We start from the raw sequence: 23,133 nt of genomic DNA on the forward strand, positions 1-23,133 counted from the left end.
GATATAAATGGGGAAAGTCGGCTTTTTTAAATCCATACATTTTAAGTTTGCAATTGTATATGTTCTGCTTATTCTTATCGCTATCCAATTTATTTCGGTGTATTTCAACGATAAGCTTGAAGAACAGTTTGAGCAAAACTATGTTAATTCCGTTAAAGATCGCGCACAACTGCTTGCTGAAAATGTTTCTGGTCAAATAAACAGTAAGAGTGATGAAGAAAGTAATTCTATATCTGATTTAATAGCGAATTTTAATCAAAAGGAAATTCGCCAAATCTATGTCATCAATTCACTCGGTCAGATTGTAGGGTCTCTCTACGACGACGAATTAGTCGGGTCACTTTCAACGAATGATTATGTGAACAGTGCTCTAAACGGAATTGATGATCAAGATATATTAGTAGATGAAGATGGAGAGCGGTTTTTCGTTTACAGCGTGGCGGTTGAAGGGGATTCAAATTCCACTGTAGGCGCTGTCTACATTCAAGCAGATATGGAGCATGTATTTAAACAAGCAAACGAAGTAAACAAGCTATTAGCTCAATCCGCACTTATTGCGCTTGTATTAACCGGCTTATTAGGAATCGTAATCTCTCGTACGATTACGAGGCCTATATCAGATATGCGTAAACAAGCGCTTGTTATGGCACGGGGAGATTTCACCCGTAAGGTAAAAGTATATGGAGAAGACGAAATTGGTCAACTTGCGTTAGCTTTTAATGATTTAACAAGAAGGCTGCAGGAGGCTAATGCGATTACTGAGGGTGAACGCCGGAAGCTAACATCAGTCCTCGCATATATGACAGATGGCGTTATTGCTACTGATCGTGAAGGAATGATCATCCTTATGAATGATCGAGCTGAAGAGATGATGGATGTTTCGCGTGAAACAGCTCTAGGTACGCCTATAAATAAAGTGCTCCAATATGCTGAAGAGAAGACGTGGGATGATCTCTACAATGGTCCAGACTCAGTCATTCTCGATTTAAGCAACGACCATCAAACGTTTATCATCCGAGTGAACTTCTCTATCATTCACAAAGAAGATGGCCCTATAAATGGCTTAATTGCCGTTCTACACGATATTACAGAGCAAGAGCAGCTAGAGCAAGAACGTAGAGAATTCGTCGTGAACGTCTCTCATGAGCTTCGTACGCCTCTTACAACGATGAGAAGCTACCTTGAAGCTCTTCAAGAAGGAGCCCTTTCTGATCCGGAGATTGCGCCACGTTTCTTAAGCGTGACCCAAAATGAAACGGAACGTATGATCAGACTTGTAAATGATCTACTTCAACTATCAAAAATGGATAAAAAAGAATATCGTCTTGAATTTAGTGAAATCAATTTTGTGGAAATGTTTGATGAAGTTCTAGATCGGTTTGAAATGTCGAAGCGGGAGAACATTGAGATCGTTCGTCAGCTACCTACTGCCGCAATTTATACAAGAATCGATCGAGATAAAATGACGCAGGTTCTTGATAACATCATTTCAAATGCGATTAAGTATTCTCCAGAAGGTGGTACGATTACAGCTCGATGTTGGACGATAGGTAAAAAGGTTCGTATTAGTATTAGTGATCAAGGTGTAGGAATTCCTAAGAACAATTTATCCAAAATCTTCGACCGTTTTTACCGTGTTGATAAAGCACGCTCTCGCCAACTTGGTGGTACTGGACTAGGGTTAGCAATTGCGAAGGAAATGATCAATGCCCATCATGGAGACATCTGGGCAGAAAGTAAGTGGGGTAAAGGGACAACTATTTACTTTACACTTCCTTATAAGCGCATAAGGGAGGCCGAAGACGAATGAGAATGACCAAAAAGCATTTAGAGACGATTAAGACCATTCTGTTGAACGTCTTAGTTATTTTAAGTCTCGTCTTAACCTGGCAAATCTGGACATTTGAAGAGGATTATGAGAAAGAAACTACGCCTACTGAGAATAAGACAGTCGGTGTAAAGGAAGTGGACTTGAATCAAGTCATAAAGCCGAATCAAGTTGTCTTTCATCAAGACGATCGGCATTTCACATCATTTGAACGGAAAACAATCGATTCCTATTATACTGACTTCATCTCAGGCACTAGAGTGAAATCAGTGATGATGGTAGATAACATCGATAGTTTAGTGAATCGTAATGAAAGTATTGAGTTTGTGTTTCCTACATCTCTATCAAACGATGTATTGAAAAGCCTTGTTAGTGTCGCAAAAGGTGATATTCCTCTCGAAGTTTTTGATCGAATTATTATACCTTCAGCTCAATCGGGGAAAAACAATGAAGTCATCTTCTTAAATAGCTCAAACCAGAATGGGATGAGAGCAACGGTTGATGTGTCTAGCGATATGAAAGCTTGGTTCAGTGATAACTTTTCAACTCTAGAATCTTCAGAATCGAAAGTGACAAGAGCTAGGTCGTATCAAATCAGTGACAATACTCCGGTCTTCTATTTGCCTACAAATGAAATTCAGATGAAATCATATCGTGTCAGCACGGATGAACTGACGAATATTGACTCATTCATCACGGCGCTATTTCCTGATGAGAATGCGGTAGAAGAAAATACCGTTATCAACTCATCATCTCTATATACAGATGGAAGCCGTGATTTGAAATATGATAAACCGAGCGATTATATGGTTTTTCAAAACCCGTCATCTACATCGAGTAACTTTGTTGCAAATGAAGCACCAATAATGAACGCCTATGGATTTATCAACAAGCATTTCGGCTTTCAGGTAAGTGATCCAAACGATGATTATTTTCTTAGTGAGTGGGTTACATCATCAAAAACTAAAACGGATCGTATAACATTTAGGTTGAATACACAAGGATACCCAGTATTCAGTCCTTCTCAGGATGACTTAGATGAGATCGTCGTGACCTTAAAAAACAATGAAATTAGCACGTATAAGCGCATGCTTAAAGTCATTCAATACGCAAATGATACCGATACGAGTAACATCCCTTCCTATGATGAAGTAATTTCTTTATTAGACGAGGGAAATTTCAAAAAGAATGCGATCACGAATTTTACGATTGGATATACGATTACTCCCAACAGATCAGACAGCTTGTATGATGATTATGAGATTGTCCCTCAGTGGTACATTAAATTGAATCAAACGTGGACACCTCTTCAGAATGTAGATCAAGGAGGGGACGATATTGGATTGGAATAGAACAAAAACAATACTCATTCTCACCTTCCTTGTGTTTAATATTTTTCTTTTGAGCAACTTGATTAAGAAACAAACCGCAATGAGTGGTCATGAGCAATTAAAGCAGGTAACACTAGAAGAAAAGCTTGCTAGCTACAATGTGACTTACAAACAAAAGCCATCTATACAATCTCAGAACATGCCTTTCATTAGTGGGAAAGTACATGAATTTAATGAAAAGGAAGAAAAAACGCTTGAAGAAGGCACGGGTCAAGAAATCGAACTAGATGGTAATAAGTTGATCTCTACATTGGAAAAGCCATATCCAATCAAGGATCCAACCCTACCTTCAGCCTTTTCTATTTTCTTAGAAACCTACGTTTATGAAGGGTCTAAATACGAGTATTCTCATTCTGCAAATGATAAAAACATCATTTATTTTGTGGAAACGTATGAGGATGATCGACCGATTTATAATCAGAGTTCTGGAATGCTAATCGTTACGATGGAAGACGATAAGGTAATTTCCTACACGCAAACATACCTCAATCTTGATGCGATTACAGATGAGAGAAAGATAGATCCTGCTTCAGACGCAATAGAAGTGTTATTAAATCAACAAGAATTAGAGTTAAATGACGTTGTGGAAGATGTTTCTTTAGGGTACTATACGGTGACGAGTGAGGATGAAAGAGAGAAGATTGTCTTTGTTCCAACATGGCGTGTTGTACTAACGAATTCAAAGAAGGAAGATGAAGAGCCTGAGGTTTATTACGTAGATGCAATAGAAAAGAATGTTTTCAGTGATCCGAAAGATAATGAAGAGGTCGAAGAAAGTGAGAAAGGCAATGATGAGACGAACGATACATCCATCATAGATCCATCTACACCACAACCTTCGACAGGGGAAAAATAGGAGAGGAATGTAATATGTCTCTTAAATTCAGCGTGCTTGCAAGCGGTAGTACAGGAAATGCACTATTTGTAGGTACCGAAAAACAGAAATTCTTGGTTGATGCCGGGTTGAGCGGGAAGAAGCTTGAAGAACTCCTCGCGAAAGCACACATCGACCCAAAGGAAATAGATGGTTTGCTCGTAACTCATGAACACAGTGACCATATCAAAGGTCTCGGCATCTTTGCACGCCGTTACAAACTACCGATCTACGCCAACGAAAAAACATGGCAGGCGATGGAGCGGTCGATTGGTGAAATCCCTCTCGATCAGAAATTTCATTTTGATATGGAAACTGTTAAAACGTTTCATGATTTAGATGTAGAGACGTTCGGTGTGTCTCATGATGCAGCTGAACCTATGTTTTATGTGTTTCACCATGAAGGTAAGAAATTAAGTCTAGCAACTGATCTTGGATACGTTAGTGAACGGATAAAGGGAACTATTCGTAATTCTGATATGCTTATTTTTGAGGCAAATCATGACATCAACATGTTGATGATGGGAAGGTATCCTTGGAACGTCAAAAGAAGAATACTTGGAGATATGGGGCATGTTTCGAATGAAGATGCAGCAGCGGCCCTTGCAGATATCATAGGTGAAAAAACGAAGCGTATTTATTTAGCCCATTTAAGTAAAGATAATAACATGAAGGACCTGGCAAGGTTGTCAGTCCAACAGTCTCTTGAACAAAATGGCTTTGGTGTAGGTGAACAGTTTGATCTCTATGACACAGATCCTACAGCCCCTACGCTTCTAACGAAAATATGATAAACGTTCAAGGGTTGAAGTTGGAAGGATAGTCTCACTAAGGTCCACCTTTTTGATAGGAAAGGAAAGGTGAGAAAATTGGGCTTTTATGATGGTGAGGATTATAGCCGGACCACCAAACAGAAGGGGAATCGTGGTGGTGCATTAGTTGCTGGATTTCTTGGTGCTATTCTAGGAGCATTGATCATTCTTTTTACGATTCCGGCATTATCTGATCTAGGAGTATTGCCAGAGGTGACATCTCCCGCACCTGAAGAAGAATTAAACGATGAGCTTGCTCAAGACCCCATTACAAAGAGCATCAGTGTCGATGTAACGAACGACATTACTACAGCGGTAGAGAAGGTTAATGAGGCTGTTGTAGGGGTTATTAATCTCCAGAAGACTGATTTCTGGGCTGAAGATTATGGAGAAGCCGGTGCAGGTTCAGGTGTTATCTACAAAAAGCAGGGTGATACAGCGTTTGTTGTCACAAATAATCATGTTGTTCAGGGTGCAAGTCAGATAGAAGTTAGTTTAAATGCTGAGCAACGTGTCGCTGCTGAGTTGGTCGGTACGGATCCACTCATGGATCTTGCGGTTTTGAAGATTCCAGCAGAAAATGTAACGATGGTGGCTGATTTTGGAGACTCAGATAAGCTAAAGCCTGGTGAGCCAGCCGTTGCTATTGGAAATCCCTTAGGCTTTCTTGAAGGAACTGTTACGCAAGGCATCGTAAGTAACCCTGAGCGCTCATTTCCTGTTGATACAGACCAAAACGGTACGATCGATTGGAATGCTGATGTTATTCAAACGGATGCATCGATTAACCCTGGGAATAGCGGAGGCGCTCTAATTAACATCTCAGGGCAGTTAATCGGAATCAATTCGATGAAAATAGCGAAATCAAGTGTTGAGGGCATCGGATTTGCGATTCCTATCAACATTGCAGAGCCTATCATTAATGATCTAGAAACGTATGGAGAAGTGAGAAGACCGCAAATTGGGGTTGGAACGAAATCGCTGTCTGAAATTCCAACTTACCATTGGAGTGAATCCTTGAAACTTCCGGTTGATATTGATTACGGCGTAGTCATTATGAGTGTCTTTCCAACATCAGCCGCATACCAAGCGGGTCTAAAAGAACTAGATGTGATTACAGCTCTGGACGGTGAAACCATCAAAAATTCAATCGACCTACGAAAATTCCTATACTCTCAAAAAGAAATTGGAGATACAGTCACGATGACGATCTATCGTGAAGGAAAGAAACAAAATGTAAAAGTGACATTATCTGAGCAACAAACCTCATAATCAATGAACAGGAGAGGAAACTCTCCTGTTTACTATGTTTATGAGTTATGCACAGTGGATAACTTAGAAGGGATGAGAATGATGAAGATCTATAGTTGCGAAGAACATGTAGAGCTTGCTCTTGATGTGACAGTGGATGAAACAGAGCATTTTCCAGTGTTAGAAAAGCTCGAAGAGAACAACGAAAACTTGTCCACAACATGCGAATATTGCAGTGAAACTGCCGTATATATGGTGTCGAACTAATATTCGGTCACGATATGTGGATAGAAAATGTGTATATGTGGATAAGTCCTGTTGATAACATGTTTATTAACTGTGGATGTACTATATAAAGAACGACTTGGGGGAAGGTGTTTAACATGAATATTAGTATCATTACGGTTGGTAAATTAAAAGAGAAATACCTGAAGCAAGGAATAGCAGAGTACACGAAACGTCTCGGTCCTTTTGCCAAAATAGAAGTGATCGAGGTGCCAGATGAAAAAGCCCCTGAGAACCTTAGTGATGTTGAAATGGAGCAGGTGAAGAATGCAGAAGGCACACGCATCCTCTCAAAAATCTCTCAGGATGCTCACGTAATAGCTCTAGCGATAGAGGGGAATATGAAAACCTCTGAAAAACTAGCAAAAGACCTTGATCAGCTCGCTACATATGGAAAAAGTAAAGTCGCGTTTGTGATAGGAGGCTCTCTAGGCTTAAGCGACGACGTTATGAAGAGGGCGAATGATACACTATCCTTCTCGAAGATGACGTTCCCTCATCAGCTTATGAGACTGGTTCTCGTTGAACAGATCTATCGTGCGTTTAAGATTAATCGCGGGGAGCCGTATCATAAGTAAATATGCTCTGAGCAAAGCGTTTCTTTCTAAGGAGGAACGCTTTCATAAGGGTTAGGTAATCGTACCGTCCTCACAAAACTATCAGAATACTCACTTTAATCACAAACTCTAGTTTGCATACATAGCTGTCTAAACTCTTTATAAAAAGGGAACATATATGAATAGATATTTTTAACAATTGTGAATTTCAAATATGATATGGTTATAATGGAGATAGAAACGGAATGTTCCAAAGTGACGCCTTGCGAGACGTAAGCTTGTGCGCCTACTCTTTATTAAAATTAATAAGATAAGGAAGGATACCATGAGTAACAATCACAAAAAAGACGTTATCTTAATTGGTGCTGGAGTCATGAGTGCGACTTTGGGATCATTACTGAAAGAGTTAGCACCGGAATGGAATATAAAAGTATTTGAGAAGCTCGGCAGTGCAGGCGAAGAAAGCTCCAACGAGTGGAATAATGCAGGGACAGGCCATGCCGCCCTTTGTGAGCTGAATTATACATCTGAGAAAGCTGATGGATCGATCGACATTAGTAAGGCTGTAAAAGTAAATGAACAGTTCCAGCTATCAAGGCAGTTTTGGTCATTTCTAGTAAACAAAGGTTTAATTGATAACCCTCAAGATTTTATTATGCCAATCCCACATATGAGCCTTGTACACGGGGAAGCAAATGTCGCGTTTTTGAAAAAGCGCATGGAAGCGTTGTCAACGAAACCAATGTTTCAAGGCATGGAATTTACTGAGGATCCCGAAAAGCTAAAAGAATGGATCCCATTAATAATGAATGGTCGTACAACGAATGAACCGATAGCAGCGACAAAAATCGACTCGGGCACTGATGTTAATTTTGGTGCGCTAACTCGCCTGATGTTTGAGAATTTGGAAAGTGAAAACGTTGCCATCAACTATAAGCATAGTGTTGAAGATATTAAGCGTACAAAAGAAGGTCTGTGGGAAGTAAAGGTTAAGGATATGGAAAACGATACACTAGGGTATCATTCTGCTGACTTCGTTTTTATAGGCGGCGGTGGTGGTAGTCTCCATCTGCTACAAAAGACTGGTATTCCTGAATCGAAGCATATTGGAGGATTTCCTGTTAGCGGGCTATTTATGGTTTGTAAAAACCCAGATGTTGTAGAGCAGCATCATGGAAAGGTATATGGCAAAGCGAAGGTAGGAGCACCTCCGATGTCTGTTCCACACCTTGATACAAGATATATAGGCAACAAGAAAACGCTTCTTTTCGGTCCATTTGCTGGTTTTTCACCAAAGTTTTTAAAAGGTGGTTCAAACCTCGACTTGATTAGCTCAGTTAAGCCAAATAACGTGTTTACAATGATGGCAGCTGGATTAAAAGAAATGGGGCTTACTAAATACTTAATTCAACAAGTGATGCAATCCCATGAACAGCGTATGGAAGATATTCGAGAGTTTATTCCTAATGCAAAAGCAGAAGATTGGGAAATCGTCGTTGCAGGTCAACGTGTTCAAGTTATTAAGGATACTGAAAGCGGAGGCAAAGGGACACTTCAGTTTGGTACTGAGATTGTTAACGCTTCTGATGGCTCAATTGCCGCATTACTTGGTGCTTCGCCAGGTGCTTCTACAGCTGTTCACGTTATGCTTGATCTTTTCGAAAGGTGTTTCCCTCAACAGATGGCAGATTGGGAACCGAAAATTAAAGAAATGATCCCTTCATATGGTCAGTCGTTAGCTGAGAACCCTGATCTCTTTCAAGAGATTCATACCTCTACAGCAGAGACATTAGGATTAAATAAAAACGAAGTTGTTTATAGTTAATATGCTGGAACCAAAAGCTAAGCGAACGTATTGTTCGCTTAGCTTTATTGTGTGAATAGGTCGTATGTAACCAACCGCTAAGCATAATAAAGATAGAAGGAAAGTGGGCTTTCTGTAATAAAACTTAATGTACACAAAAGTGTGTACTTGTTTGCAATATCGTTTACATGTACACATAATATGTATACAAGTTTACATTAATGTACACATGCTGTTACAGAGGGATGTATACGTATTTGTAAACAAGTATACAAATGTTGTTTACATGTATACATTTTTGTAAACAAGTATACGTAATTGTAAACTAGATACTAAGACTTATTGACGAATGGAGAAATCTTCTATAACTTTTAATTTAATAGTAGAAATACTAGATTGAATTTAATTTGAAAGGGTGGATTGATTTATGAGTAATTCAAGAATCGCTGCTGTTGATGTTGGAAATGACTCTTTAAAAGGAATCTATGGGAAACTTGAATCCGACTTATACATACCAAACGTTATTGCAAGAGACATTGAAGACCGTCCTGTAATTGGAATTGAGGAACTTGATACGAAGGATCCCCTCGATGGTATTCACATTAAAGTACACTCCCCTGCTCTCCAGGACAACAATGCAATTTACAGAGTGGGGAACCTTGCGACGACGAGTGATAACCCTACTGAGCTTGATCCAGGTAGCGCTAAATCAGAAGAAGATCAAACGCTGATCATGCTATTTGCATCACTAGCTTTGGATGCTGTTAATGAAAACAATACAGCTAACTTTAAGAATCAGAATGGTGTCATCGATGCTAATTACACACTAGGTACTGGACTTCCCCTTCGTGAAGTAAAGGAAGGAAAGGACGTTGGTTATCGTTCTAGACTTCTTGGCTCTGTGCACCAGGTAGAATTCTTAGTAACTCCTAAACATCAAGGTAAGAAAGTTAACATTAAGTTTGATGAAGTGAAGGTATACCCTGAAGGATTTGCTGCTTATATTAACCTAGTAATGGATAATGACCTTAACGTTATTAACAAAGATCTAATCGATAAGCGTATTCTGATACAGGATATCGGAGGATTGTCTACTGATATCGCTGTTATTAAAAACAGAAACGTTGATGATGACAAAGCACAAGGATTTAATATCGGTGTAGCGGAATCACTAGAATTAATTCGTGAAGAAATTCGTTCGAAGCATGGAGTTGAGCTAGATAGCAGACGTGACGTCGTTGATATTATCACGAAGAAAAACGATCGTAATCACATTATGGTTCGCGGAAGTCGTACGAGCGTTCATGATATTACGGATCGTATTCTTCTTGAACTTGCTAAAAAGCAATATCGTCACCTTCGTAACGTTTGGCAGAAGAATTCTCAAACAGAAATTTGTTACTTCGTAGGTGGAGGGTCAATCGTTCTTAAAGATTACCTTAAAACACTTAACAACAACCTTGATGGCTATAATATCGACTTTTTCGAGGACGAAAAAGAAAGCATCTGGATGATGTCTAATGCTTATTATAAGCTCATTTCTGATTATAGAAGAAAGCTTCAGAAAGAGGCATCTAAAGATAAGAAGGAAGATAAGCATAAGGTCAAAAGCTAGGGTGATTTGATGAAAAAGGCGGGGATGACAGGGGTTCAAAGGGGACAGGCGATCACTTTTCGGCTGCCCTCTGACACGCCTGATCATATTCTGAAACAATTGCAAAAATTAAAAGAAGAAGAGAAGCGAAACTTTTCAAGTCGCATTGCAGAGTATGTACTTGAGGGTGTGACTCAAACGATCAAAAGAGATAACGAGGCGATTACTGTTCCTCTGCCAAAGGGTTTAAGTAAAGCCCAACGTGATTGGTTGAAGCATGAACACTCTGAGGCTCTTCTAGGCAATATTGTTTATCAGATTTTATCAGATCCTCTTCGTGCTGCTTCCATATTAGCCACGTTTACTAGTAGTTCTCTTGATATTGAAGAAGCTTTATACTGGCAGGAGAAAGGCTCTCTAGCCGCATATAAACCTGAACGTGATGAAGAAGATCAATCTGTGTCAGAGATTCAACCTAATGATGATGATTTAATGAATTTCGATTGGGATCAAGCAAAGCAAGAGCAAAGTTCATCGATCGAAGAAGATGCTGAAGATAACGATGATGATTTGCTTGGTGGTTTCTTAGACAAGATGAATAAATAAGAACGAGGCAGAAGAGATACGCTCTCTTCTGCCTCTTTTTATCATATTTTCCGGGCAATAGTGACTAAAGTTTCCGCATAGCATCTGCTACGAACTCTACGTCCGTTCCAACAATGATTTGGAGATTGCGGCTATCAACTTTTATTACTCCTCTTGCACCGTGTTTTTTCAATTCAGCTTCATTCACAGCCGATGCGTCTTTAATTTGTAAGCGGAGCCTAGTCGTGCAGTAATCGATCGAGGAGATGTTATCAATTCCCCCGATGCTTCTTACAAAGTGACCAGCCATGAGGTCGTATTTATCACCTTCAGCAGGTGCGTCGTCCTGTGCAGTCATATCTTCATCTTCACGCCCTGGTGTTTTCAAGTTGAAAGTACGAATAAGGACGTAGAAGATGATGAAGTATATTACTCCGTATGCTAGCCCAATTATAAGCAATAGAACAGGTTTTTGGGCTAGTCCGAAGTTTAGGAAGTAATCGATTGCTCCTGCCGAGAACCCAAATCCATGATGAATGTCCAATACATATGCTAGAACCATGGAGCTTGAGGTTAATAGCGCGTGAATAACATAGAGAAACGGTGACAGGAACATAAAGGCAAATTCGATCGGTTCTGTAATTCCTGTTAGGAATGAGGCGAAAGCAATCCCGATCAGCATGCCGCTTACCTCAGCTCTTCTCTCTCTTTTTGCAGTAGCAATCATTGCTAGACACGCGGCTGGTAAGCCGAACATCATAATTGGGAAGAACCCTGTCATGAAGATACCTGCTGATGGATCTTCCGCAAAGAATCGGTTGAGGTCACCCGTTGCCCCGTTATATTCTCCGAAAACGAACCATACTAAGCTGTTTAACACGTGGTGAAGTCCAAATGGGATTAAGAGTCTATTTAAGAACCCAAATACCCCTACTCCAAGTGCACCAGCGTCGATAATCCACTGTCCGAGTGCATTGATACCATCCTGAATCGGCGGCCACACAAACCCGAATATTCCAGCCAGTATAACCATTGTGGCAGCAGTTATAATCGGTACGAAACGTCTTCCTCCAAAGAACCCAAGCCAACTCGGTAATTTTATATCATGAAACCGGTTATACAATAAGCCAGCGACAATCCCTGAGATGATTCCCCCTAGCACTGCCATTTCTATTTCTTTATCAATCGATTGTGCGCCTTGTGTCAGTACAAGATAGCCAATTGCACCTGATAATCCGGCAGCCCCGCTTCCATCTTTAGAAAACCCTATAGCGACTCCAATAGCGAAAATAAGTGCAAGATTATCGAATATAGCTCCACCTGCAGCTGCTACGAACGGAATTCCTAACAAATCATCTTGCCCCAAACGAAGCAATAATGCTGCGGCAGGTAAAACCGCAATCGGTAGCATCAACGACTTTCCTACCCGTTGCAAAGCTCCTAGCATAATACTTTCAACCTCCTTATGGTCGTTTTGAAAACGTTTTATCTCCAAACCAATCATAACAACAATTAAATATAGTTGTCTATACCAATTTATACGCACTCGAAGTTTGTGTTCTTCCTCTGGTATAGACAACTGTACTTTAAGGTGATAAAATTTATATAACAAGCCAACGATAAGGAGTTTGATCGTATGAATGAGGACAGCTTTGTTATTGATCACGTACGGATATATGCTGAAGATGAAACCATAAGTAATGGATATATTAGAGTAAGAGATGGAAAAATTGTGGATGTTGGTCACTCTAGTACTCTCACTATCGATTCTGATGAGAGCGTCTTTCCTGTTTCAGACAGCTTGAGTTTATTGCCGGGGATGATCGATGTGCACATCCACGGTGTGAGTGGAGCAGATACGATGGATGCCACTCCAGAAGCCCTAGATACGATCACTAGAACGCTACCATCAGAAGGTACAACAAGCTTCCTTGCTACCACGATTACGAACGAAGCCGCTGCAATTGAGAAAGCATTGGACAATGCTTCAGATTTTCTAGTAAATCACCAAAAACCAGGGAATGCGGAAATTTTAGGTATTCATTTAGAAGGTCCATTTATCAATAACGTTAGGGCGGGAGCACAACCTTCTGATGCTATTCAGGAACCAAACATCGACTTGTTCAAGAAATGGAACAAACTAGCACGTGAAACAATAAAGCTCGTAACATTAGCTCCTGAGCTTGATCGTGGAGTAGAGATGGTGCGATACTTATCAAAAAAAGGAATCGTTGCTTCGATTGGCCATTCTGATGCAACGCATGAGCAGGTTAAATTAGCAGTTGATAACGGCGCAACTCATGTGACACACCTTTACAATGGAATGAGAGGTCTACATCATCGCGAGCCCGGGGTTGCTGGAGCTGCTTTACTGTTCGGTGAACTTAGAGCGGAAATCATTGCGGATGGTTATCACGTACGTCCGGAAATGATTGATTTAGCTTACCGCCAAAAAACAGATGAAGGAATTGTATTGATAACAGATTCAATGCGTGCAAAATGCTTAAAAAATGGAAGCTACGACCTTGGTGGTCAGGACGTTTTCGTTCAAGATGGGAAAGCGGTATTAGACAATGGAACGTTAGCAGGAAGTGTTCTGAAAATGAACGACGCTTTGCGTAACATTCAGGAGTTCACTGGCTGCTCCCTAGAAAGTGCGATCAAAATGGCGGCAGAAAATCCCGCTCGACAAATCGGTGTGTATGATCGGAAAGGTAGTATTGCTGTTGGAAAGGACGCAGACCTCATCCTACTCGATAATCAAGGAGAAATCTTTGCGACATTCTGTAAAGGTGTGCTTTCAGAAACAAAATAAGGAGGGGGCAGTATGAGAGTCATAGAAGCAGAGGATTATCAGGAACTCAGTAATCTCGCAGCTGACTACTTTATTAATAAAATAAAAGAAAACCCAGAAATAACGCTCGGATTGGCAACTGGCGGAACGCCTAAAGGCACCTACAAGAAAATGGTGGAGGATCATGCCAAACATGGTACCTCTTATCGTCGTGTAACAACATTTAACTTAGATGAATATGTTGGCCTGGGTTCAGACCACCCAAATAGTTATCATCAATTTATGGAGACTCACCTTTTTAAAGATATCGATCTTCCTTCAACTCAAAAGCATCTTCCAAATGGGATTGCTTTAGATATTAATAAAGAATGTATCGAATATGAACAAGCGATCGAACGTTCTGGTGGAATTGATGTGCAACTTCTTGGATTAGGAAGCAATGGGCATATCGGATTTAATGAACCTGGCACTGCTTTTGAGACTAGGACTCATGTAGTGGAGCTCGCACCATCGACGCGCCAGGCAAATGCGCGTTTTTTTAATCATGCCGACGAAGTTCCACAGAGAGCGATAACAATGGGCATTTCTACGATTATGCAAAGTAAGGAGATCGTATTGTTGGTTTCAGGAGAGTCGAAGCATCATGCGCTCAAAGAGTTACTTATCAGACAAAGCGATGAGGGATTTCCTGCTTCGGTTTTAACGAAACACCCTCATGTTACAATAATTGCTGACAGAAGCGCATTGTCAGGAATTCCTGTAAACGGCTGAAAGGAGAATCATACGAATGATTGATAAAACATCCCCTTTACCAATATATTATCAACTTGTAGAACTGATCAAAGGGATGATCGAAAAGGGAGAGCTTAAGCCAGGAGATTCACTTCCTTCTGAACGAGAATATGCAGAAAGGTTCAAAATCAGCCGGATGACAGTGAGACAAGCGATTACAGAGCTTGTAAATTCAGGTTATCTATTTCGTCAAAAAGGGGTAGGTACATTTGTCGCTGAGAAAAAGATTGAGCAACAGCTTTTAGGACTCACCAGCTTTACTGAGGATATGCAGAGCAGGGGGATGGTCCCTAGTAGCAAATTGATCAGCTTTGAAATCGTTTCGTCTCCTGCATATATTTCTGAACAGTTGAACATCCAAGAGCATGCTCCTGTTTATGAAATCAAGCGAGTCAGACTTGCGGATGGTATACCGATGGCACTAGAAACCACGTTTGTTTCTGCAAACCTTGTGAAAGGAATAACGGAGGATACTGTTAGCCAATCACTCTATGATTATATTGAGAAACAATTATCCATCAAGATTGGCGAGGCAACACAAGTATTAGAGTCTTCTATTGCAACACAGCAAGAATCTCAGTACCTTAAGATCAAAAAGGGTTCTCCCATCCTGCTTATACAAAGAAACACGAAACTTGCAGATGAAACTCCTCTAGAGGTTGTGAAATCATCTTATAGAGCCGATCGTTACAAATTTATGATCACATTGAAGAGGTAATCGACAGGAGGCATTCGTATGCTCTCAGAATACTTTTCAGAAATAAAACATGCACTAGATGCTGTTGAAAATAATGAACGTAAAAAGATAGATAAAGCAGTTAAGGTAATTACCAAAGTGGTGAAATCAGGTAACATCATCCATGTGTTTGGTTGTGGACATTCTCATATGATGGCTGAGGAGATGTTCTATCGAGCGGGAGGGTTAGCTGCTGTTCGCCCTATTTTGATAGAAGAATTAATGCTTCATCAAGGTGGTAGCAAATCTTCAGAGTACGAGCGGATGAATGGGTTTGCGGATACCTTTATGCAAAAGCAAGATATCCGGAATGGTGATGCCGTTATCATCGTGTCTAACTCAGGCCGAAATCCTGTACCGGTAGATGTAGGCCGTATCAGCAAAGAGAAGGGGGCGTTCGTAATAGGGTTAACGTCTTTAGAAGCAAGTGAGGACCAACCCTCACGCCATAAAGAAGGACTTTATTTAAAAGATACTGTAGACCTTGTACTCGATAACCACATCAAACCGGGTGACGCGGTATTTTCGCTTGAAAGCAAAGGCTTTTCCTATGCACCTCTTTCATCTGTTATAGGGATGGCGCTACTCAATGGTATCGTTGCTCAAGTCATTGATGGACTGATTGCTTCTGGAGGAGAACCTCCTGTCTTTCGTAGTGGCAATATCGATGGCTCAGACCTTCATAATAAAAAATTGATCGAGGCCTATCAAGAAAGAATTTCACTTCTGTAATTCTCGGCATAATGCACATATAAAAGGAGGAGAGATTTTTGTATCTCTCAATAAAGGAAACAGCTGAATATTTATCACTTCCGGAAGAGTATATTGAAACGTTGATACGAGAAAAACGGATACGAGTCATTCATGATGGCGAACAGTATCTGATTTATAAAGAACAATTCAATACTCACCTAGAACAATTAGAGAAATACAAGAAACGGATGGAAGAAGAGATGAATGAACCACTTCCAGAAGACCCAGATGTGAAAGACGAAGATTGATTTTCAAGGGTAGCCGTATTAGACGTAATGCCGTTTATGAATTCTAAAATCGGGAATAGCATCCTTATAGAGGGAGGCATTCGTTATGAAGAAATTAATCAAACGAGCAATCAAGTACGGTCCCATAATCTATCCAATCGTAAGAAAGATGAGAAATAAAAGTAAAGCAAAACGTATGTAAAAAAACCCGGAGGATTCTAGATTCTCCGGGTTTCATTTTTTGGAACACTCATTATTTTTCTGTTCCCTATGCCGTAGGAGTTTGAATACCGCTTGCTTTCCAGTGGACGAACGCCCGTTTTCCACGGGAGCAGGCGATATTCACTCCTACTAGAACGCAATAAACACAATAAACTTTCCGCCAATTATAAGTATTCATCTGTTAATCAGTTTTGCTTTTGTCTCGTTTTGATATAATACATTTACATGTTGATTGGAGCGGAAGGATGCTCGACTCCTGCGGGATGTGCGGGACAGGTGAGACCCCGGAGGCGCAAGTTCTTGTGCGCTGAGAAGGCTCACCGCCCGCCCCGCGGAAAGCGAGCATCCTGTAGCGGAAATCACCACCATATCCCTGGCAGATGGTCCTTAAGACTGTCTCCACAAACTAATAAGTTGTTACCTGGAATAGTTTTTGTAGAATATACATGATGTATTTAAATGCCGATAACTTGTTTTGATATGTTGAGTACTCAACCGTGTAAACGCCGTCCTCGTTATTCCAAATACGTTCAAAGTAACGATCAACATCTTGGACGACCTTAGAATCATTAGAGGCTTTTAGGTGAATATTTGATTCCATGTTATAGTCATCCATATTTCTTGATGTATAGTTACCCGATCCTCCTATAATTGTGCTTTCCTGTTTCCCTTTCACATACAACATTTTCGTATGAAACTGCTCCTTATTCGTGTCATACCAACGGATCTTTAAATAGTCGTCACCTTGTTTGTGCAGTTCCCCTGTGATCGGAAGGTTTGGCAACCCCATCTTCTGATGACCGAATGCGTTTTGGTTAGGATCAAGAACCATTCGAACCTTTACTTTCCGCTCTGTGGCATCAACGATAGCGTCAATAATATCCCTGTCAGCGAGATAGAACATACCGATGTTGATCTCATCGCCTTCTTTTGCATCGTCAATTGCGGTAACAACGCTATCTTGAATCTTACTTTCAGTGACGATTTGTCCTTTAACAGTAGCTTCTTTTTCTTTTTCCGCTGCCTGTACAGCAGGGAGCTCTGGAAACGTCGATAAGTCTCCTCCAGAAAAAGCAGCGACCGCTTTTTCAGATCGAATCAAATCATTTAGTATAGATCCTTTCACTTTAAATGCGATATTGGAATGAAATCCACTCGCATCATGCGGATTAGCTGACATAATGATACCCGCGTCTTCATTCATAACCGTTTTTCGGTGATTTGCTTTTATATTGAATAAATCTAAGTACGAGCGCATTGTGACCTCTGGAGCAGAAGATGCAAGAGGATTAGGTATCCATCCAGGACCACTCTGACCGAACCATGATAACGTCATGCGCCATAGTCCTGAATAGAACAAGTTAGGATCTCGTAAACGGTTCAAGTCCGTATAAATAACTTCTGCTCCCATCTCCCTTAATTCGTTGATTTGTGGAGCCTTATGGGAATTGTAGGATGTATTGATCTCATCACTGATCAAAACGACCTTTAGTGAGGGGTTTTCCTCCATCACATCTATAACTGAATTTGCTAATCGCTCGCTGATTTTCGGATAATCTCTTTTCCCATCTGTAAATCCGTTGAAAAGAAAAAGGTCTAACACAAGAAAATCGTCCGATTCTTTGATGGTCTTATTCACTTCATCGAAAATGGACTGATCATAGACTTCCTTATCGCCTTTGTCATATGTTAAATCGTACAAAAACTCAATTTCATCTTCTTGCAAAGAGTGAACGTCTGAAGCGTAAGATATCCCTTCAGGTAGAGGTTTGAAACGATGATAAAGTAACACACCACTATAAATAAGAAGAAAGATACTTAATGCAATCCAGCGTTTTTTCTTATACCATGACTTTTTCTTCATTAGGCGGACTCCTCGAAATTGTTTACTGTTCTTATACCCTAAGGAGTGCGCGTTAATCCTTTTTAGGAAAGAAAGAAAAGCGCTCCTGAAACCTTTTATTGCAAAATACGTATTACATACTAACAATCACAAGAAAACAGGGGGAAGTAAGGTGGAAAAACAATCAGATAAGGTGCTTTCTATAAAAGGATTAACAAAACGATATGGTGACAAACTTGTCTTAGATGAGATCGATCTAGATGTGTACAAAGGACAGATTATTGGTTATATAGGCCCAAACGGTGCGGGTAAGAGTACGACAGTGAAAATTATGCTCGGACTTGAAGGTTCTTACGAAGGTGACGTAGAGATATTTGGTGAAAGTATTAAAGAAAATAACGTAGATTACAAATATAGAATTGGCTATGTCCCAGAAATGGCAGACATTTATGATAATTTATCAGCTAGAGAATATCTTTCCTTTACTGGTGAGTTGTATGGATTGGAGCCTGAGAAAGCAGAAACAAAAGCAAGAGAGTTAATGAAGATCTTTGATCTTGAAGAAGTCTATGATTCTCGTATTTCATCATATTCGAAAGGAATGAAGCAAAAAGTATTGCTCATTTCGAGTTTGTTGCATGACCCAGATCTCTTGTTTTTAGATGAACCGATCAATGGTCTGGATGCGAACAGTGTGATGATTTTCAAAGAGATTCTTGCCAAACTATCTGAGCAAGGGAAAACGATCTTCTATTCTTCACATATCATGGAGGTCGTTGAGAAAATCAGCAGCCGCATCTTGCTCCTTAACGAAGGAAAGATTGTTGCGGACGGGAGTTTTGAAGAACTTCGACAGAAGAATAAAGAAGGGTCACTAGAGGAGATTTTTAATCAATTAACCGGATTTAAGGAGTATAAGGATCTATCTGAGGAGTTTGTGCAAATCGTACAACGTGATAAAACATGAAGAATTTCAACACGTTGAAGCTGTTGGATCTATTTAAGGTGTTTTTTGAGAAAGCAGGAATCGATTATCGTATGATGCGTCGTATTCTCCAAGTGAAGCTTACAATGGATGGGAGGCGAACCTCCACCGTTATGAGTCAGAACATGGGCAGTAATAAAAAGAGTGATCAAAACCAGTTTTTAAAATCTCTCTGGTTTTATGCCTTTATTGGGCTTACTCTTGTACCCATCCTCTTTGTAGGCGACAACTACATGTTCCAGGTGAGCGTCATCACCGGGGTATTCATGTTCTTGATCATGACAACGATGATTTCTGATTTTTCATCGGTACTACTAGATGTACGTGATCAAACGATTCTCGGAACAAGGCCAGTTAATAGTAAAACGATCAGTGCATCAAAGGCGATGCATGTTACGATTTACCTGTTTTTCATAACGGTTGCGATTATTAGCACATCTCTTATCATTGGTACGATTCGACATGGTATTTTATTTGGAGTGTTGATGGTACTGACCATCCTATTCAGCGACCTATTTATCTTAGCGATCACAGCCATGCTGTATTATGTAATCTTAAAGTTCTTCGGGGGAGAGCGGCTGAGGGATATGATCAACTATGTTCAGATCGGATTATCGATTACGATCGTACTTGGCTATCAAGTCGTTGCGCGTGCGTTTGAGTTCGTTGAGCTTGAAGCGCAGTTTACGCCTGAGTGGTGGACGCTGTTATTACCTCCTGTATGGTTCAGTGCGCCGTTTGCGGTCGTGTTGAACGGTGAGACAGGAACGTACTATTTTATACTTTCAGCACTTGCAGTCATAGTTCCAGTACTTTCATTTGTGGCATATGCAAAAATCCTCCCGAGGTACGAAGAAAATCTTGTGAAATTGATGGACCAAACGACCAAACGTTCAAAACAGAAACGCTTTGATCTATTTAAGCGTATCGCCTCTTTGGCTACTCGAAGTAAGGAAGAACATGCATTTTATCGATTCGCAGAGAAGATGCTTAAGAATGAAAGAGAGTTAAAACTAAAGATCTATCCATCGCTAGGATTTGCGATGATCTTTCCTTTTGTTTTTCTTTATAATAATTATTCAGCAGCAGGATCCTTCGACGTGTTAGGAGAGGGTAGATCGTATCTATCGATCTATGCTGCGTTAATGATGATTCCAGGGGTCGTCATCATGCTTCAATATTCTAGTAAGAACAAAGGAGCGTGGATTTACCATGTGACGCCGGTAACAGATTTAACGAATAGTATTAAAGGGACGTTAAAAGCTCTCCTCATTCGTTTGTTTCTACCTTTGTTTTCCGTGCTTAGTATCATCTATACAGTGATTTTTGGTATTCGTATTGTACCTGATCTTCTAATCGTTTTTCTCGTCACTTTCATTTATAGTGTTCTATGCTTTAAGTTAATTAAAGGAACACTACCTTTCTCTGAACCTTTCGAGAGTTCAACTCAAAGCGATGGGTGGAAAACATTACCTTTCGTATTGTTGATCCCTATATTTGGTTTGATTCATCTTGGAGCAACATTTATCCCTTTTGGGGTGTGGATCTATCTATTGCTTGCAATAGTGATGACACCTCTCATTTGGAAGCTAGGACTGAAAAGAAGCCCCTCTGTATGAGGAGCTTCTAAAGCTGTCGACAATTTTTTGGGGCTGTTTTTTCCATGAAAGTGGAGGGTTTCTGCTCCAGGATGCTCGCTTTTTGTTCACCTTAAACTAGTAGGATTGAAGGTATATTCGAAATTCCTACGAAATAGGGAGCACCAAATTCAAAGTCCCTCTCCAAGCTGAGAAGCAAGAGGGGCTTTTTTATGATTGAGGTTTAGATAACTTACTTGAGTAGTGCATTTAGTTTCGATGTTAAGTCTGTCGTAAATTCACGGTTCGTGCTGTAATAAAACGTATTTGGGTCGTCAGTAATGTGAATGTTCAGGAGTCCTGCTGCTCGTAAAATCGATAAGTGATGATGAATATTCCCCTTTGCCATCCCAATCTCTGAGACGATATTCGTGAACGTATGGATTCCACTCGAGAGAAAGCGAAGGATGTTCATCCGTCTTTCGTCGCTTAATGCTTTAGTGATCCTTAAAAGCTCTTTTTGTTCATTTTTATTCGATCGAACTGGATATGTAATAAACAGCGTGTTCTGAAACTGATCGATTAAAGACATGGGGTAGAAGTGAAAACCTGGTATCAAGTAAACGGTTTGAACATTTTCGTTTGTGATGACAAACCTACTAGCTTTATGTACGACTTCAGCTTGTGTTGACGTTTCGAGCAATCTTTCTTTTTCAATTGCATCAGATTGTAAATCTTCAAAAATGCTCGTGTCGATCTTATCAAAATAGTGTACTTTCCATTCCTTTAGTAGTGAAATGAACTGGTCTCTCTGTCGCTCTAAATCTGGTGGGAGCGAGCTCTTAAGATAAGGTGAAAGAAGCTCGTAAAGTTCACCTGATGATTTGGATTGCAACCATTCAAAGAAACCATCGATGTCATCTTCGATTGGGCACTGTTTCATTAATAGTACGGATAAGTCCTCAAAGAAGAGGCTGGTTTTTGATGCGATACGGTCTTTTAGAGATGGAGGTATTAGGTCATCTACTTCCTCGGACCAAGTAGTCCCTAAAGATAGATATTTCATTTGTGTTTGTCTCTTATATAACGAAATACTTAGCAATAATTCATGTACAGGAGAATAAAACATTTTCAATTCATAAGCCACAGAAAATCCCCCATTTTTCTTTTCATCTTACCATAGTAGTTATAAATATTTAAAACATAATGGTTTGTTATAAATAAATTGACTAATATAATTAGTTCAATTAATATTGAACTAATTAAAGGAGGAGGGTTTTTGCTTATGAATGCATTTGTAGACTACCAAACTAGTGTGATAGATCTTGTTGGTAAGAAACAGTATGATGAGTCACTTGAACTAATGGAAAGGGCTAAAGCGCTATTTCCTGATAAATGTGATCGGCTAGGCCATTGGAAAGCCAATGTGTATTGTCTTCAAGGTAAAGGAAATAAGGCACTTGCTGAGTTACAAGAAGTTATCGAAGGAGGATTATGGTGGAACCCGGAGATTTTATCGTCTGACCCTGAGCTGGACGCAGTAAAAGAAACAAACGAATTCAAACAGCTCCTTGAGCAATGTGACACTTCCTATCGAGCTAATCTAGAAGCAGCTCAACCATTGCTAAAAGTTGACGGAAACGAAAGTGCTGAAGTGGCGATCTTCTCCTTGCACTGGAAGGCTTCTAACGTAGAAGATTTCTCATTAGAATGGAGAGATAAAAGACTATTAACCGATTACCTTATTGGATTTCCGCAGTCATCCCAGATGTTCAGCTATAATTGCTTCTCATGGGACGATTTTGATCAAACTATGGAGGATGTAAGAAGAACGTATTCGAGGTTTACAAAAAACAGAGAGAGTGAGTCTGAGGTTATCATTTCAGGTGCTTCACAAGGAGGAGGGCGAGCTATAGAACTAAGCTTGGGCCAAGAAGCGCTATTTGAATCGTTTATTGCTGTGGTGCCGGCATTTGAAGACTTGAATAGATTAGAAGATCTAGCGAGAACAAACAATCGCAAAGTGCGAGGGTGTATCATAACTGGAAATCATGACCCTTTTTATGAAGATGTTTTGAAAGCGGTTTCCATATTTGAAAAGCATAGCATTCCGTGCAAGCTAATCGTGATAGAAGGTATGGGGCACAAGTTTCCTGAAGACTTTCCAGCAACGTTTCAAGAAGCTGTTCAATTTGTATTACGATGAGTTCAGGTTAAGCATAA

Annotated in this window: 22 protein-coding genes; 19 read left to right on the forward strand and 3 right to left on the reverse strand. The window is 40.1% G+C overall.

The genetic code is table 11. The features are described 5' to 3' along the window. Positions 1–7: 7 nt before the first annotated feature. The 10 genes from walK (at position 8) to LCM09_RS16030 (ending at position 11,002) form a co-directional block, all read left to right on the forward strand. The gene (walK, locus tag LCM09_RS15985; protein WP_224883993.1) at positions 8–1,810 is read left to right on the forward strand and encodes a cell wall metabolism sensor histidine kinase WalK; all 1,803 of its coding nucleotides are present in this window, start codon (positions 8–10) and stop codon (positions 1,808–1,810) included. After that, on the forward strand, positions 1,807–3,180 hold the full coding sequence (locus LCM09_RS15990; RefSeq protein ID WP_224883995.1) for a YycH family regulatory protein: 1,374 nt from the start codon (positions 1,807–1,809) through the stop codon (positions 3,178–3,180). The genes walK and LCM09_RS15990 overlap by 4 nt, the downstream gene beginning before the upstream one ends. Next, a complete protein-coding gene (locus tag LCM09_RS15995) occupies positions 3,167–4,075 on the forward strand; it encodes a two-component system regulatory protein YycI (RefSeq protein WP_224883997.1) in 909 nt (302 codons plus the stop codon). Before LCM09_RS15990 ends, LCM09_RS15995 begins: the two co-directional genes overlap by 14 nt. A 14-nt stretch (positions 4,076–4,089) precedes the next feature. Further along, positions 4,090–4,884: an MBL fold metallo-hydrolase gene (locus tag LCM09_RS16000; protein WP_224883999.1), complete on the forward strand. Its 795-nt coding sequence runs from the start codon at positions 4,090–4,092 to the stop codon at positions 4,882–4,884. A 78-nt stretch (positions 4,885–4,962) separates the two neighbouring features. Further along, entirely contained in the window at positions 4,963–6,177 is a 1,215-nt protein-coding gene (locus LCM09_RS16005) for a S1C family serine protease (protein ID WP_224884392.1), read from the forward strand. A gap of 78 nt (positions 6,178–6,255) precedes the next feature. Next, complete coding sequence (locus LCM09_RS16010; protein ID WP_404800853.1) at positions 6,256–6,423, forward strand: CxxH/CxxC protein; 168 nt, start codon at positions 6,256–6,258, stop codon at positions 6,421–6,423. Between the two features lie 116 nt (positions 6,424–6,539). Beyond that, entirely contained in the window at positions 6,540–7,019 is a 480-nt protein-coding gene (gene rlmH, locus LCM09_RS16015; protein ID WP_224884002.1) for a 23S rRNA (pseudouridine(1915)-N(3))-methyltransferase RlmH, read from the forward strand. A 259-nt stretch (positions 7,020–7,278) separates the two neighbouring features. Beyond that, positions 7,279–8,823, forward strand: coding sequence for a malate:quinone oxidoreductase (locus tag LCM09_RS16020; RefSeq protein WP_224884003.1), 1,545 nt, complete (start codon positions 7,279–7,281; stop codon positions 8,821–8,823). A 406-nt stretch (positions 8,824–9,229) separates the two neighbouring features. Further along, on the forward strand, positions 9,230–10,417 hold the full coding sequence (locus LCM09_RS16025; protein ID WP_224884005.1) for a ParM/StbA family protein: 1,188 nt from the start codon (positions 9,230–9,232) through the stop codon (positions 10,415–10,417). 9 nt (positions 10,418–10,426) lie between these two features. Further along, positions 10,427–11,002, forward strand: coding sequence for a hypothetical protein (locus LCM09_RS16030; RefSeq protein WP_224884007.1), 576 nt, complete (start codon positions 10,427–10,429; stop codon positions 11,000–11,002). A 64-nt stretch (positions 11,003–11,066) separates the two neighbouring features. Here LCM09_RS16030 and nagE read toward each other — a convergent pair whose 3' ends face one another. Continuing rightward, positions 11,067–12,428 (reverse strand): N-acetylglucosamine-specific PTS transporter subunit IIBC, encoded by a 1,362-nt coding sequence (gene nagE, locus LCM09_RS16035; protein ID WP_224884396.1) that lies wholly within the window; start codon positions 12,426–12,428, stop codon positions 11,067–11,069. Positions 12,429–12,617: 189 nt separating this feature from the next. Here nagE and nagA point away from each other — a divergent pair, with 189 nt between their 5' ends. From nagA to LCM09_RS21025, 6 genes are all read left to right on the forward strand, one after another. Next, positions 12,618–13,796, forward strand: coding sequence for an N-acetylglucosamine-6-phosphate deacetylase (gene nagA / locus LCM09_RS16040; protein WP_224884009.1), 1,179 nt, complete (start codon positions 12,618–12,620; stop codon positions 13,794–13,796). Positions 13,797–13,808: 12 nt separating this feature from the next. Continuing rightward, on the forward strand, positions 13,809–14,546 hold the full coding sequence (gene nagB, locus LCM09_RS16045; protein ID WP_224884011.1) for a glucosamine-6-phosphate deaminase: 738 nt from the start codon (positions 13,809–13,811) through the stop codon (positions 14,544–14,546). Positions 14,547–14,562: 16 nt separating this feature from the next. After that, a complete protein-coding gene (locus tag LCM09_RS16050; protein WP_224884014.1) occupies positions 14,563–15,285 on the forward strand; it encodes a GntR family transcriptional regulator in 723 nt (240 codons plus the stop codon). A gap of 18 nt (positions 15,286–15,303) precedes the next feature. Further along, a complete protein-coding gene (locus LCM09_RS16055) occupies positions 15,304–16,035 on the forward strand; it encodes an SIS domain-containing protein (RefSeq protein ID WP_224884016.1) in 732 nt (243 codons plus the stop codon). 38 nt (positions 16,036–16,073) lie between these two features. Continuing rightward, the gene (locus LCM09_RS16060) at positions 16,074–16,304 is read left to right on the forward strand and encodes an excisionase family DNA-binding protein (protein WP_224884017.1); all 231 of its coding nucleotides are present in this window, start codon (positions 16,074–16,076) and stop codon (positions 16,302–16,304) included. An 85-nt stretch (positions 16,305–16,389) separates the two neighbouring features. Beyond that, on the forward strand, positions 16,390–16,485 hold the full coding sequence (locus LCM09_RS21025; protein ID WP_489753192.1) for a hypothetical protein: 96 nt from the start codon (positions 16,390–16,392) through the stop codon (positions 16,483–16,485). A gap of 426 nt (positions 16,486–16,911) precedes the next feature. Here LCM09_RS21025 and LCM09_RS16065 read toward each other — a convergent pair whose 3' ends face one another. Next, a complete protein-coding gene (locus LCM09_RS16065) occupies positions 16,912–18,369 on the reverse strand; it encodes a phospholipase D family protein (protein ID WP_224884019.1) in 1,458 nt (485 codons plus the stop codon). 151 nt (positions 18,370–18,520) lie between these two features. On the opposite strand from LCM09_RS16065, the gene LCM09_RS16070 reads away from it, so the two are divergent. Then, complete coding sequence (locus LCM09_RS16070) at positions 18,521–19,315, forward strand: ABC transporter ATP-binding protein (protein WP_224884021.1); 795 nt, start codon at positions 18,521–18,523, stop codon at positions 19,313–19,315. After that, positions 19,312–20,952, forward strand: a complete 1,641-nt coding sequence (locus LCM09_RS16075) for a hypothetical protein (RefSeq protein WP_224884022.1) — start codon at positions 19,312–19,314, stop codon at positions 20,950–20,952. The genes LCM09_RS16070 and LCM09_RS16075 overlap by 4 nt, the downstream gene beginning before the upstream one ends. A gap of 211 nt (positions 20,953–21,163) precedes the next feature. On the opposite strand, the gene LCM09_RS20935 is transcribed toward LCM09_RS16075, so the two are convergent. Then, the gene (locus LCM09_RS20935) at positions 21,164–22,057 is read right to left on the reverse strand and encodes an ArsR/SmtB family transcription factor (protein ID WP_224884024.1); all 894 of its coding nucleotides are present in this window, start codon (positions 22,055–22,057) and stop codon (positions 21,164–21,166) included. 138 nt (positions 22,058–22,195) lie between these two features. On the opposite strand from LCM09_RS20935, the gene LCM09_RS16085 reads away from it, so the two are divergent. After that, complete coding sequence (locus LCM09_RS16085; RefSeq protein WP_224884025.1) at positions 22,196–23,116, forward strand: alpha/beta hydrolase family protein; 921 nt, start codon at positions 22,196–22,198, stop codon at positions 23,114–23,116. The last annotated feature ends 17 nt before the right edge of the window (positions 23,117–23,133 follow it).

This window comes from Guptibacillus algicola (assembly GCF_020171805.1).
Lineage (GTDB): Bacteria > Bacillota > Bacilli > Bacillales > Guptibacillaceae > Guptibacillus > Guptibacillus algicola.

Bases quoted from the DNA above. Each gene is read 5' to 3' on its own strand.
- walK (WP_224883993.1), top strand. From the start codon at position 8: ATGGGGAAAGTCGGCTTTTTTAAATCCATACATTTTAAGTTTGCAATT.
- LCM09_RS15990 (WP_224883995.1), top strand. From the start codon at position 1,807: ATGAGAATGACCAAAAAGCATTTAGAGACGATTAAGACCATTCTGTTG.
- LCM09_RS16000 (WP_224883999.1), top strand. From the start codon at position 4,090: ATGTCTCTTAAATTCAGCGTGCTTGCAAGCGGTAGTACAGGAAATGCA.
- LCM09_RS16010 (WP_404800853.1), top strand. From the start codon at position 6,256: ATGATGAAGATCTATAGTTGCGAAGAACATGTAGAGCTTGCTCTTGAT.
- rlmH (WP_224884002.1), top strand. From the start codon at position 6,540: ATGAATATTAGTATCATTACGGTTGGTAAATTAAAAGAGAAATACCTG.
- LCM09_RS16025 (WP_224884005.1), top strand. From the start codon at position 9,230: ATGAGTAATTCAAGAATCGCTGCTGTTGATGTTGGAAATGACTCTTTA.
- LCM09_RS16030 (WP_224884007.1), top strand. From the start codon at position 10,427: ATGAAAAAGGCGGGGATGACAGGGGTTCAAAGGGGACAGGCGATCACT.
- nagE (WP_224884396.1), bottom strand. From the start codon at position 12,428: ATGCTAGGAGCTTTGCAACGGGTAGGAAAGTCGTTGATGCTACCGATT.
- nagA (WP_224884009.1), top strand. From the start codon at position 12,618: ATGAATGAGGACAGCTTTGTTATTGATCACGTACGGATATATGCTGAA.
- nagB (WP_224884011.1), top strand. From the start codon at position 13,809: ATGAGAGTCATAGAAGCAGAGGATTATCAGGAACTCAGTAATCTCGCA.
- LCM09_RS16050 (WP_224884014.1), top strand. From the start codon at position 14,563: ATGATTGATAAAACATCCCCTTTACCAATATATTATCAACTTGTAGAA.
- LCM09_RS16055 (WP_224884016.1), top strand. From the start codon at position 15,304: ATGCTCTCAGAATACTTTTCAGAAATAAAACATGCACTAGATGCTGTT.
- LCM09_RS21025 (WP_489753192.1), top strand. From the start codon at position 16,390: ATGAAGAAATTAATCAAACGAGCAATCAAGTACGGTCCCATAATCTAT.
- LCM09_RS16065 (WP_224884019.1), bottom strand. From the start codon at position 18,369: ATGAAGAAAAAGTCATGGTATAAGAAAAAACGCTGGATTGCATTAAGT.
- LCM09_RS16075 (WP_224884022.1), top strand. From the start codon at position 19,312: ATGAAGAATTTCAACACGTTGAAGCTGTTGGATCTATTTAAGGTGTTT.
- LCM09_RS16085 (WP_224884025.1), top strand. From the start codon at position 22,196: ATGAATGCATTTGTAGACTACCAAACTAGTGTGATAGATCTTGTTGGT.